7 protein-coding genes are annotated in these 13518 nt (G+C 46.2%); 1 reads left to right on the top strand and 6 read right to left on the bottom strand.

Features of this window, described 5'->3' with window-relative positions:
- Positions 1 to 8 precede the first annotated feature (8 nt).
- Together OP864_RS13675 and OP864_RS13670 are read right to left on the bottom strand one after the other, a co-directional pair.
- Positions 9 to 1394: a DUF1800 domain-containing protein gene (locus OP864_RS13675; RefSeq protein WP_270098716.1), complete on the bottom strand. Its 1386-nt coding sequence runs from the start codon at positions 1392 to 1394 to the stop codon at positions 9 to 11.
- Between the two features lie 114 nt (positions 1395 to 1508).
- Positions 1509 to 3101 carry a leucine-rich repeat domain-containing protein gene (locus OP864_RS13670; protein WP_270098715.1) on the bottom strand — a complete coding sequence of 531 codons (1593 nt, stop codon included), beginning with the start codon at positions 3099 to 3101 and terminating at the stop codon, positions 1509 to 1511.
- A 537-nt stretch (positions 3102 to 3638) separates the two neighbouring features.
- Between OP864_RS13670 and dnaE the strand changes: the two genes are divergently transcribed.
- Positions 3639 to 7169: a DNA polymerase III subunit alpha gene (gene dnaE, locus OP864_RS13665; protein WP_270098714.1), complete on the top strand. Its 3531-nt coding sequence runs from the start codon at positions 3639 to 3641 to the stop codon at positions 7167 to 7169.
- 74 nt (positions 7170 to 7243) lie between these two features.
- Here dnaE and OP864_RS13660 read toward each other — a convergent pair whose 3' ends face one another.
- The 4 genes from OP864_RS13660 to OP864_RS13645 all read right to left on the bottom strand — a co-directional run bounded on the left by OP864_RS13660 (position 7244) and on the right by OP864_RS13645 (position 13414).
- The gene (locus OP864_RS13660) at positions 7244 to 7798 is read right to left on the bottom strand and encodes a hypothetical protein (RefSeq protein WP_270098713.1); all 555 of its coding nucleotides are present in this window, start codon (positions 7796 to 7798) and stop codon (positions 7244 to 7246) included.
- Complete coding sequence (locus tag OP864_RS13655; RefSeq protein WP_270098711.1) at positions 7791 to 9191, bottom strand: AAA family ATPase; 1401 nt, start codon at positions 9189 to 9191, stop codon at positions 7791 to 7793. Before OP864_RS13655 ends, OP864_RS13660 begins: the two co-directional genes overlap by 8 nt.
- A 1363-nt stretch (positions 9192 to 10554) precedes the next feature.
- Entirely contained in the window at positions 10555 to 11694 is a 1140-nt protein-coding gene (locus tag OP864_RS13650) for a restriction endonuclease subunit S (protein WP_270098710.1), read from the bottom strand.
- A gap of 214 nt (positions 11695 to 11908) precedes the next feature.
- Positions 11909 to 13414, bottom strand: a complete 1506-nt coding sequence (locus OP864_RS13645; protein ID WP_349294458.1) for a type I restriction-modification system subunit M — start codon at positions 13412 to 13414, stop codon at positions 11909 to 11911.
- Positions 13415 to 13518 lie beyond the last annotated feature (104 nt).

Genomic DNA, 13518 nt, shown 5'->3' with positions numbered 1-13518 from the left:
GGGGAGATTTAGCAAATTTGGAATTCGGGAGTAGATAAAAGCAAGAGACTGCCGGCCTTAATTTTTTCTTCTTTCGTTTGGGCCAAGCTCAAATACGCCTGAAAATTGGGGGCCGATAGCTTGGGCGCCTGCAAAAGCAGATAATCGCTCAATGCGGCCAGGATATCCTTTTCTTGGCTACAAAGCTTATTTAGTGGGGCCAAATTGGCCCTAACGGCCAGCTTCCGAAAGCCCTTGCCACGGCCTGCGGCCTTGGGGTCGTCTTTGGGCCGAAAGACAATATTCGTTTTCTCAAAAATGGCCGCGGCCAAATTGAGGCGCATCAGCAGCAGGCTGTGGTCGATCCAGCTACGGCCGCCAGGCCAGCCCGCCACATTGGGCGGTTTGAAGAGCAGTTGGCCCAAGGCCTGCTGCGGTTGGAGCCAGGCCAGCTCGTTTTCTGCCCGAAGGTCCAGAATGCGGGCCAATTGGACCAGCAAAAGGACGGGGCTCTTAATGTTAGCGCCTAAATGCTTAGGATCATAAAACCAATCGGCCGAAAACAAAAAGCGCAAAGCGGTTTGCAAATCGTATTGGCTATTATATATCGTATCGGCTAGGGCCGAAATATGTTTTTTATTGGGCTGTCGCTCATTGACAAAAAAAGCATAGAGCTTTTCGGCCAGAAATTCGGCGCAGCGCTTTTGCTGCAAAATGATATTGATGATGTCCTCCCCAGCAAAATTGCCTGTTTGGCCCATAAAGGTTTTGCTGCCCGCATCATGTTGCCGCTCCTTGAACTGGAATTGAGCCTGCAAGGGATCGCAATGCCAGCCCGTAAAAGCCCTAGCCGATTCCTTAATATCTTGCTCACTATAATGTCCCCGCCCCAAAGTGAAGAGCTCCATCAGTTCTCGGGCAAAGTTTTCATTGGGTTTTTTCTTGCGGTTTTGCTGATTATTGAGGTACAAAATCATGGCGGTAGATTTGGAAACCGCCAAAAGCAAGTCTTTAAAGTTACCCAAGGCATGCTGCCGAATAGCGGCCAAATACTCCTCTGCATGATGATGCAATTTAGGCTCGCAGGCAAAATGCCCATGCCAGAACAAGGCCATTTTATCGAGCAAAGGACTCTCCTTTTTGGGCCGAATCATCCGCTCTACCCATTGGTTATTGACCTGATTGCGGAGTTTTCTCGACTTTTTGCGCAGTTCTCTGCGTTTTTTCTTGCTCAGGCTTTTGGGATCTTTAGGAAAGGGGAAATCTAGGGCTCGAAAAGGCTGGGCTTTGGTCTGTTTGAAAAGGGCGTCTATTTGTTGGTTTAGGGGTTCCTTTCTTTTTTTGGCCCATTCTTCGGGCCGCAGGCCAAAGCCCGCCCGAAGATGAAGATGCTTTATTTTTTCTGTTGCTTTCATGCGGTTCTCTATTTTGAGGGTAGGTCCATTTTGGCCATAAGCTTACCTTATTTTGTGCCAATTTTGGGAAGGGCATAAAAAAAGGGCGGAGATTTTTCTCCGCCCTAGGCTACATTAAAGTCGATTTTCTTTTTCAACGAGATAAGTCGTTAAGAAAGGCAGAGACTTATGGATCCGCCTTAGCTCTTCCTCTGAAATTTGCCCTTTATGGATAACTAGAAACTCCAGTGCATCTAAATTTTCTATACTTTTGGGCAGCTGCTTAATCCCCGTTCCAGAAATATCTAGATTTTTTAACTGATCTAGCCTTCCTATATCTTCAGGAAGAGCGGTCAAACGGTTGTTGTTAGACAGATCTAACCATTCTAGCGAGCGGAGCCCAGACAAACTATCGGGCAAGACTTGGAGGCGGTTTCCTCTTAAAAGCAAAACCTCTAGTTTTTCAAGCTGTCCAAAACTACTAGGCAAAGTCGTCAATTGATTATTGATTAACTCTAGTTTTCGTATTGATTGACAATTTCCCAAGCTCTTAGGTAAGCTGCTTAGTCTATTGTTGTTCACGATCAACTCTTCCAACTGCTGCAGCTGCCCCAAACTATTGGGTAGGCTTACTAATTGATTTCCATTTGAAAGTTGATCCTCCCCCAAGTTAAGGACCTTCAACTGCTTTAAATGGCCTATCTCTTCGGGCAATTGCCTAAGCTGATTATCCCCTAAACGCAAAATGCGCAAAGCCTCTGCCTGCATAAGGCCAGCGGGCAGGCGCTCCAATTGGTTTCCTTGCAATGCTAAGGTTTTGAGCTGCTTAAGTTGGCCCATACTTTCGGGCAAAGTCGCCAAAGCGTTATCCTGAATAATAAGCTGCTCCAAGGCTTGGCATTGCCCGATGGCCTTGGGCAAAGTTTCTAGATTATTTTCGGAGAGCCTCAGCTCCCTCAAATTCTTCCAATTTCCAATTGTCGTGGGAAGGCTATTCAAACTATTTCGCTCTAAATTAAGGCGTTTAAGCCGTTTGAATATCGCCATATTTCCATCCAAACGCTCCAAACTGCTGTAGGTCCAAGAGAGCTCTTCCAATTGGCTCAATTGATTGATGCTTCTAGACAAAACTATTTCTGTATTGAGCTCAATACTTAGCTTTTTCAGAGATTTAAGCTGATAAAGCGGCCAAGGCAAAGTAGAGCAGCCCGAAAGTATCAAGTTTTCGAGTTTTGGTAGCTTTCTGATGGCCGAAGAAAAGCGCCCGCTTTGGTTTTGCCAAAGCTGAAGGGTCTGCAATTCTTGCAATTGGCCAATTTCGGCCCCCATATCTCCATTGAGGTTGAGTTGCAAATACTTCAAATTTTTGAGCTGCCCAATTTCTTTGGGAAAATCCATTGGCTCCCGTAAAATAAGGGCTTCTGTGGCCGTATCTGCCTGGGCCAAATCTTCTGCAAATAGGTATTGTTGGCCAGTAAAATCTATTAGATAAAAGCTCCCCCCTTTTTTGCCCAAAAAATGTTCTTTAGATAACAGACTAGTATATAGAATGGTATCTAGCTTCAACAAATACTCAAAAGGACGATACAAGGCCTCAATTTTTGCCTGTACCTCCTCTGGCTTATCAACAAATGGATCATTTGGTAAAAAGAGAATAACGGGCTTTTCCTGTCCAAACAAATACATAGACAAAGAAAGACAATAACTAATAAGTAATATTTTTTTCATCTGATCTTTTTTAGCCTTTTGGCCATGTTTTAAAGGGTCGAAAACTACACCTTCTGCATTTTAGTTCATCTCTTTTTATTTTTTTGGGGCCTGCCGCCTTTGGCGGCCGGGCCCTTGCAGGGCTCGCAGGTCTGCTCGGCCCTGCGGCGGCTTTGCCGCCTGGGTCTGGCCCTTTGGGCCACCCTTTCAGGCCCCTAGGCCGAATGGCCTTCGGCCATTTCTTGGAGCAAGGCCCAGCCGCCGAAGAAAACAGCCAAAAGAAAAAAAACCGATGAGCGGCCCAGCGCTGCGGAGGGGTGGCCGAAGGCCAGACCGAAGGCGAAACGAAGTGGAGCCTGAAGGGCCGAGCGAAGAGCGAGCCCCGCAGCATAGCGGCGGCCAGCTTGCTGGCCGCGGGCCCCCAAAAAAAACGAAAAATAGAAAGCCAAAAAAAGGAAGAAATCAAGTCTGAAGGCATAAAAAAAACAAAAAGTTGCAAGCCTTTGGCCATCCCAACCGCCTTTTGTATGTTGTGTAGCACTCAAAAAAATAGGAAGGATGGAAGATTTTGTACATCTACATTGTCATACGCAATTTTCTTTGCTCGATGGGGCTTCGAACATTGGGGTGATGATGGATAAGGCGGCTGCAGATGGGATGAAAGCCGTAGCTTTGACCGACCATGGAAATATGTTTGGGGCCTTTAAGTTTGTGGCCGAGGCCGAAAAACGAGACCTAAAACCCATTGTCGGCTGTGAATTTTATTTGGTAGAAGACCGGCATCGCCGCAGTTTTTCTAAGGCCAAAGGCGAGCGAGACCGCCGTTTTCATCAGTTGTTATTGGCCAAAAACCAGCAGGGCTATCAAAACCTATCCAAGCTTTGTTCGCTGGGCTTTATTGAAGGGCTCTACTCCAAATTCCCTAGAATTGATAAGGAGCTGATTGAAAAATATCATGAGGGCCTGATTGCCACTAGCTGCTGTATTGGGGCCGAGATTCCCCAAGCCATTATGCACGGCAAAGTGGATGAGGCCGAGCAAAAACTCAAGTGGTGGCTCGATCTTTTTGGGGAAGATTTCTACATTGAAATTCAAAGACACCGAGGGCTAGAAAACATTGACGGTCTGGGCATTAGCCAGGAAGACATCAACCAGCAGCTCTTGAAGTTTGCCAAAAAATATGATGTAAAAGTCATTGCCACCAACGACTCTCATTATGTAGAGGAGGATGATTGGACGGCCCACGATATGTTGCTTTGTATCAATACGGGCTCTTTGGTGCAGGACCAAAACCGCTTTAAGTTTTCGAGTTCTGACTACTACTTTAAGACCAAGCAGCAGATGAACAACTTGTTCTTAGATCGGCCCGATTCGATTGCGAACACCATAGAAATCTATGACAAAATTGACAAGCTCAAGCTGGCCCGAGATGTCCTTTTGCCGGCCTTCCCCCTGCCCCAAGAGTTTAAGACGCAGGATGATTATCTGCGGCATTTGACCTATGAGGGCGCCAAGCGTCGTTATGGAAGCATCACGCCTGCCATTAAGGAGCGTTTGGACTTTGAGCTGGAGGTGATTCGGCAGTCGGGTTATCCTGGCTACTTCCTGATTGTGCAAGATTTTACCACCGTAGCCAGAGAATTAAAAGTATCGGTGGGGCCAGGTCGGGGTTCTGCTGCGGGTTCTGCCGTGGCCTATTGTGTGGGGATTACCAATGTGGACCCCATCAAGTACGACCTCCTATTTGAGCGTTTCCTCAATCCGAGTCGGGTATCTATGCCCGATATTGATATTGACTTTGATGATGTGGGTCGGGAGAAAGTGATTCAGTACGTCATTGATAAATATGGGCAAAACCAAGTGGCCCAAATTATTACTTATGGCTCTATGGCCGCCCGCTCCTCTTTGCGAGATGTGGGTCGGGTAATGGATGTGCCCCTGCCCGAGGTGGACCGAGTGGCCAAGACCTTCCCTTCTCATCTGAGCGCCACCCTCAAAAAGGTATTGGGCAAAGATGGAGTAGATCCCAAGTTATTGGGCAAGCTCAATAGTGATGAAAAAGCCCAGGCCGAGGAGTTCCGCCAATTGGCCGCAGGTCAAGACACCATTGGCGAGATGATCCGCAATGCCAAAAAGCTAGAGGGCTCTATCCGAAGTACGGGCATTCACGCCTGTGGGGTGGTGATTACGCCCGACGATATTACCAACTACGTCCCGGTGACCGTAGCCAAGGACTCTAACCTCCTGGTCTCGCAGTTTGACAACTCCGTGGCTGAGGATGCCGGCTTGCTCAAGATGGACTTTTTGGGCCTCAAAACCCTAAGCATCATCAAAGATGCCGTGGCCATGATTAAGGAAAACCATGGCGTAGACATAGAACCCGATGAACTGCCCTTGGATGACCCCAAAACCTATGAGCTCTTTCAGCGAGGAGAAACTGTGGGGATTTTCCAGTATGAATCCGCGGGTATGCAAAAGCATATGCGGGCCTTGGAGCCCACCACCTTTGCGGATCTTATTGCCATGAACGCCCTTTATCGTCCGGGGCCCTTGCAGTACATCCCCGAATTTATTGATCGGAAGCATGGCCGCAAACCCATTGTTTACGATTTGCCCGATATGGAAGAATATCTGTCCGAAACCTATGGAATTACCGTCTATCAGGAGCAAGTGATGTTGCTTTCGCAGAAATTGGCTGGCTTTAGTAAAGGCGAAGCCGATACCCTGCGTAAAGCGATGGGAAAAAAGAAGAAAAAGCTCATTGATCAGATGTTTCCCAAGTTTGAAAAAGGCGGAGTAGAACGGGGCCACCCCAAGGATGTCCTCAAAAAGATCTGGCAAGACTGGGAGGCCTTTGCCTCTTATGCTTTTAATAAATCGCATTCTACCTGCTATGCCTTTGTGGCCTTTCAGACGGCCTACCTCAAAGCGCATTATCCTGCGGAATTTATGGCTTCGGTCCTTTCGCACAACAAGGATAATATGGAGAGTGTGAGTTTCTTCATTGCCGAATGTAAGGCGCAGGGCGTAGATGTTCTAGGGCCAGATGTCAATGAAAGTAAGCTCGACTTCTATGCCACCCCCAAGGGGCGCATCCGCTTTGGGCTTTCGGCCCTAAAGGGGGTGGGCCAAGGCCCCGTAGAAGCTATTTTGGAGGCCAGAGAAGAAGCGGCTTTCACGGATCTGGTCGATATGACCCAGCGCATCAATCTGCGGGCTGCCAACCGCCGATGCTTTGAAAGTTTGGTCTTGGGCGGCGCCATGGATGCCTTTGGCCTGCCTCGAGCCGCTTATTTTGCCCCCTATGATGACCGCCAAAGCTATTTGGAGGCCGTGATTAAGTATGGTAATGCCTTTCAGAAGCAGAAAAACGACTTTAGTCAGTCGCTTTTTGGCGCCACCGCCATGGAGGAAAGCATGCCCCCGCCCAAGGTCCCCGAGGCCGATCCTTGGCCCTTGTTGACCCGCCTGAAAAAGGAGAAAGAGGTGGCCGGTTTCTACCTTTCGGGCCATCCGCTAGATGACTATAAACTAGCCGTGCAGCGACTCTGTAAGCCCATCAATGAGATGGACCAATACAAAAACCGCGAAATGGCCATTGGCGGAATCGTGGATGAGGTAGAGCATCGGGTCTCTAAAAAAGGGAAATCCTTTGCCTTTGTTACCGTAGAGGATTATACGGGCCGCTACCGCATGGGCCTTTTTGGCGAAAACTACCTGAAGTTCCGCCATCTGCTCAATCTGGATGCCGTCATTTATATCAAAGGGAAATATCAACCCCGCTGGAATAATCCGCATGAGTTTGAGCTCCGCATCAATGAAATCCGTCTGATGGATGCCGTTTCTGAGGAGAAAATCCGTGGAGTGACCATCAATTTGCCCATCCAACAACTCAATGAGCAACTGATGGAACAACTGGATTATGTCTGTAGCAAACACCCCGGCGAACAAGAGCTGGAGGTCAATTTGCTCGATATAGTAGAGCGGCTGAAACTTACCCTGCTCTCCAAAAATCGCCGCATTAGTGCCGATGACGCCTTTGTGGATGCCCTGAAAAAATTGGGGCTGGAGTATAAGTTGAGTTCTTAGGAGAGCTAGACGATTTAAGAAAAAACGCTTGGGCAACTTGCTCAGGCGTTTTTGTTTTTGGGGAGGTGGAGAGACTAAATATTTTTAATTAAAGCGGTTAACTGAAAACGGCTAGACCGATAATCACAATAGCCATTGTGGTCAAACTCATAAGACCTTCTAATATTTGTCCCTTTCTTTTGAGCATATTTATCACAAATTCGGAGCTTGCGTATTTCATAATGCTCAATTTCTAAGCCCACTCTAGCTGCCGTATTTACAATAAAATGTACAAACTCCTGAGCCGCCTCTAATTGTGGCTGTGCGCTTGTCGGCCCCAGCTTCAACTCAATTAAGAAAATATATAATCGGTCATCCCCCTGTTCTTCCGCAAAAAGAATATAATCACACATTTTCTTCAAGCCTTTTACCCCCTTCTGCCCTTTTCCCGTTTTAGGAAACTTAAAAAAAGGAAAGGCATCATCCTCATAACGATATAAACAATGAGCGACCCCAGCTCTTTTATGAATCGGATACTCCATTCGAAAACCCTTCTTTTTGCGGGTCCTGTTTTCCTCTATCAATAAATCCTGATCTGCCGCTAAATAATTTTCACTTAATATGTCTTTGATTATGTCTAAATTACTCATCGCTGTCTTGGCTTAGGGCGTCATATAAATCCTCACTAATCATATTTTGAGACTCAATCGTCTCATCTATAGACGGAATCTCAAAACCAGTCTTAGTCACCTCTAACCTACGAACGCTTAACTGCCGATAATTCCTTTTACTAACTGGGTAGTTAAAATAGGAAACAGCAACATCTTGAACCGGAATGGTCTCTTCCAATGAATAGCCATATTGCGCTCTCACTCCTTCTATTCCTGCTTCTCGAGCAGACAACATAATCAAGTTATTTAGTTCTCGCACTATATAATCACTATGCGTGCTAATGATTAAACGAAACCCCTTGGCCATTAAACGTGCAAAAATCCTTGTCAATACAAGCTGATTGTTCGGATGCAAATTGATTTCTGGCTCGTCTATGATAATTAAATCATGCTCTTTGGCTAAGTACTTCAGATAAATAACAAGACTAGCCAAAGATTTTACAATAGATGCAGTCATCTGTATCGGAAGTAACTTCTTGGGGTTTTTGTCCGACTTAAATTGTAATTCCCCATCTTCACTTACTTCTACTTTTCCATACAAAAGCTCTTTCTCCAATTCTAAGGCAAAACCAAAAAAAGGACTTCTTACCTTCTTTATCTCTGCCAAATCTTCCGCAATCAATAAACCATCTCTAACTGCTGAAGGGTATCGCTTGGTCGTTTTAAACAAAAGATCAAAACGATCTACTTTCTCCTTGCCAGTCATCGCATGAAAATGATCTATAGCCTCTTGTTTTCGTATAGATAACTCTTTGCTAAAGGTAAATATAGAGTTTCGCTCTACCGGAAGAATATACACAGAACTCACTGGAAAAATAGCCAGCTGAGCAATTAACACCGGCAATAAAAATACCTCCAAACGATTTAAATAGTCCGTAGAAATACTCTGATCCTCTACCTTCAAGGATAAACTCCCCGCCCCCTTTTCCTTGCTTACTTTTACTATATTACCATTTATATCTATCTGAAAATCAAAGGCATTTTTCAACAACCGCTTCCGCAATTCCTCTTTAGACTCCAAAAACTGAATAGTCGTCCCCTCAAAAAATTTACGCCCCATTTCTTCACTAATCCCAAATATACTATCCAAATCAGCCTTTAAATCTTCAGCTATTTTATCCCTATACGCATTGATCTCATCAAAATCTAACTGATAACTTGTCTCCTTTTCTTCAATCAATTCCTTAAACATCTCTTTTGACAAAGCCGATTTACTTCCGCTTACATAAATACGATTCTTAAAAAGACTATATAGTACATAGGCCAAGTAGGTCTTTCCTGTACCATTCGGCCCAGCAAAAACATTGAGCGGCTTAGACAAGTCTATTGTCGCTGACTTTATGGCCCCTAAGTCCTTTATCTCGATTTTCATATCTTCAGTTTTGTCAAAAAATAGATAGCGAAATATAAGCATATTTATCTAACTATGCTTTTTGATCTCTGCTGTTTTTTTGGGGCCTCCCGCCTGCGGCGGGCGCTACGCTTCAGGGCTCGCAGGTCTGCTCGGCCCTGCGGCCTAACGGCCTTGGTCTGCGGCTGCGCCGCCCCCTTTCGCATCGCTAGGCCTGCGGCCCTTCGGGCCTGCTATCCGTAGCTGCAGCTTAAAAGCCGCAGCCAATTTCGGAACCACTAAGCTAGGCTCTGGCCGCCCCATGGCCTGCAGCTTAAAAGCCGCAGGACCTGAAAACCGAATGCTTGCGCCCATCTCCAATGAAGCAGGGGCTTTTAAGCCGCTGCGGCGAGCAAGATAATGGCCCAAGAGATTGGCTGCGGCCTTTAGGCTGCAGAAATAGGGGTTTTTGCCCCCAATTGTTAGGAAATTGTTAAAAACGGAAATAATGTAACAAAATCAAAAAGGGCAAAAGTTATGTCTGAAACATAACTGGTTATGTCTGGAACATAACTAGCTATGTCTGGAACATAACTGGCTATGTCTGGAACATAACTAGCTATGTCTGGAACATAACTAGCTATGTCTGGAACATAACTAGCTATGTCTGGAACATAACTGGCTATGTCTCAAACATAACTGGCTATGTCTCAAACATAACTGGCTATGTCTGGAACATAACTAGCTATGTCTGGAACATAACTGGCTATGTCTGGAACATAACTAGCTATGTCTGGAACATAACTAGCTATGTCTGGAACATAACTAGCTATGTCTGGAACATAACTGGCTATGTCTCAAACATAACTGGCTATGTCTCAAACATAACTAGCTATGTCTGGAACATAACTAGCTATGTCTGGAACATAACTGGCTATGTCTGAAACATAACTGGCTATGTCTGAAACATAACTGGCTATGTCTGAAACATAACTGGCTATGTCTGAAACATAACTGGCTATGTCTAGAACATAACTGGCTATATAAAAGGGCCAATTTTGCGGTTTTGAACCTGGGACTGTTCAGAATTTTGTGTATTAGATAAAAGTTGGGCCTTTAGCTGGCTAGGATTTGGCCAATCATCGCCTAGGGACAAGCCCCTAGGCTAGCTAAAAAATCGACATCCCCTCCTTGGAGGGGATTTGCAGGCCAGCCAGCCGCTAACCCCATCCCCAACACAAACATTAACCGAAGCACAAAAAAGCCCCCTCCTTGGAGGGGGTGACTCTACGATTAGCCTAGGGCCTTGGCCCTAGGGTCCTGTATAATATGGGTATAGGACCTCTGCCCCCCCAACAACAAAAAAGGCCCAAACCCCTCGGTTTGGACCTGCTGCATGTCTATGCTATTTTCCCTCATAAAAGTAGGCCTGCAATAAGGACCCAAATAAATCCTCCGCCGATTGCTGGGCCGACTGAATGAGCGCCTTTTGCTTTTTTATATCTGCAGCAATTTCTGTATAACGACTAAGGTCTTCCTTTCTAGGTTTTGCTACTTTATAATCAGAAAAAAAGCTCAGAGGTACTCGTTTTTGGCCACCACTTCCCTTCATATTATGTGCGGCAATAGTTCTAAAACGATTTGAAGCCGTTACTCCATAAATCCAATCTGCTGTTACCTCTTCTTTTGCTCTCAATACATGAAATTCTGTTGATCCAAAGCCAATACCATTTGTTAAGCCGCGAACTACAGCCCCTTTTCCATTTTCCATGCAAGGGGTAATTTTAGCAAAGAGAACGTCCTCCTCTTTAAAGTACGTAAAGCCTTTATAGACTTCTCCTATTGTCTTATTCGTACTCAAATCTATTTCCCCCTTTTCAGAGACGGCTCCCATAGGAAGGAAACTTACTTCTAAATTTTCATCTAGGCCCTTAACCTCTGATTTTTTAGGATTGATTTCACAGAAGTCTGCTAAACTATATTTTCGCTCTCCTTTTCCAAACATATCCAGAAAGCTGGCCGCCAGCAAACGATCATAGTCCTTTAGGCTTTGGGCCAAGGCCTGCCGTAGCTTATCCGCCCGATCGAGCTGGGCCGCTATGGCCTTTTGCTCTGCTAAGGGGGGAAGGGGGAAAAATACCTCTGTCAAATCCTTTTTGGATATCTGCAGAAATGTTGCACCTCTTCCTTGTGATAAAAAATAGTCTTTCTTAGCTGTTAACCAGAACCATAAATACTTTCTAGATACATTTTGCTTTGTTCTAAGTACAGCTATTCCTCTTCCAGCAGAGTATACAGCATCAGACCAATTCAAATCGCCAATTGTTGCCCGAATGCACATCAATATATCTCCCTCTACTGTGTCCCTCTTTGATTCTGTTGTATATTTCTTAGGCTCAGGATAGACATCTCCAAAGTCAGCAGCTCCAGCAATTAAAGCTAAACCTTTCTCTTCATTATTATAGGAACTACCTGGAGGAGCCTGTCCCATAATTACATCCACAACCTCCCCCAGCTTTACCTTTTTCCAATCTCTCTTCTTCATTTCTTTGATTTATTTGGCTAAACAATTGGGCCTCAGCGGCAAGGGGGCGCAGCCCCCTTGGGCCCGTCAGGGCCGTTGGCCCAGCGCTGCGGAGCGGGTGGCCGTTAGGCCAGACCCAGGCGGCGAAGCCGCCGCAGGGCCGAGCGAATAGCGAGCCCCGCAGCATAGCGGCGGCCGCCCCAAATTGAAGGGCGGCCGCGGGCCCCAAAAAAAACTAATCTAAAAGCTGCTGCAAATCAGAAAGTTCTTTTAGGCTGCTTTGTAAATCCTGCTGAATCTTTTGGATAATCTCTTGGGGCGGATCATAGGCCACCGCCTCATACTGAATCTCCTTATAGCGGTTGATCGAGAGATCATAATCATTTTCTTGTAGCTCAGCAAGGGGCACCATAAAGGACTGATCGGTACGGCTGCGGTTGTCCTCCTCTTCCAGCTTGGCCCAGCGTTGCAAAATATCGGGCAGGTTATTCTCTTCATGGCTTTGGGCTTGGCCCTCTTTGCCCAAAAACTGCCGCTTATCATCTAGGGAAAAGCCATCGGCCTGCATATCGTAGAACCAGACCTTATCGGTGCCGCCCGCATTGGTTTTGGTAAAAATTAGGATGGCCGTGCTGACCCCCGCATAGGGTTTGAAAACGCCCGAAGGCATAGAAATAACGGCCTGTAGCTCCTGTTTTTCTACCAACTGCTTGCGGATTTCCTTATGGGCCTTGCTGCTGCCAAAGAGGACGCCATCGGGGATAATGACCGCCGCTCTACCGCCATTTTTGAGCAGGCGAAGAATTTGGGCCAAAAAGAGCAACTCCGACTTCTTTGTATTGACCACCTTCGTTAGTTCCTCATCCAAATCATCCTTGTCCACCGTCCCCTTAAAAGGCGGATTGGCGAGGATGAGCGAGCAACTCTCCTCTAGGTCGGCATTTCGGGGCGAAAGCGCATTGATATCGCGCAACAAAGGCTGCTCGATGCCGTGCACAAAAAGGTTCATGGCGCCCACACGGACCATAGTGGGGTCAAACTCTAGGGCCGAGAACATCTTGCTGCGGAAATGCGCCTGGTTTTCGCTTTTGACCAAGGCATCCTGATGGTTTTTTCGGACATAATCGGCGGCCTCCACCAAAAAGCCCGCAGTACCCGCCGAGGGGTCGCAAATGGTATCTTGTACATTGGGTTGCATCATATCCACCATCAGGCGGATGATATGTCGGGGCGTGCGGAACTGTCCATTTTTCCCAGCCGAAGAGAGTTTAGACAGTAGATATTCGTAGAGGTCTCCCTTGGTATCCGAGTCCTTATAATTGACCGAAGAAAGGGCCAAGACCACCTGATCCAGCAACTTAGCGGAGGGGATCATGAAGCTAGCATTTTGCATATATCGGGCAAAAATCGAGACATTCTCCTTAGACTTTCCTTGTGAGAGTTCTTCTCGCATAAAGGGAAAAACCTCATCGCGCATTTTAGCAAAGCGTTCTTCGGGGTTCATCTCCTTAAGGTTCGACCAGCGGAGGCTTTCTTGATCTTCTTCAAAAAAGACCTTTTTCTCATAGCCTTCGCCAAAGAGGGCGGCCAGTTGGTCTTGTGCATTTTGGCGGTTATCGAGTTCCTGCAGAAACATCAGGTAAGTCAGTTGCTCGATCACGGTCACGGGGTTAGTCACCCCACCCGACCAGAAGTAATTCCAAATTTTATCTATATCGTTGCGTAATTCTCCAGTAATCATAAAGGTATTTTTGTGAGGGGGAAATATAGGAAGTTTTTTGTTGGGATGTTTTTTTTGTTGGGGGTGTTTTTGTGGGGGGGCTTGGGTCATATATCTCATTTTTC

It is taken from the genome of Saprospira grandis (assembly GCF_027594745.1).
In the GTDB taxonomy this organism is placed as follows: domain Bacteria; phylum Bacteroidota; class Bacteroidia; order Chitinophagales; family Saprospiraceae; genus Saprospira; species Saprospira grandis.
Note: the sequence above shows the minus strand (reverse complement) of the source record. Positions and strands in the feature narration are given on the sequence as shown.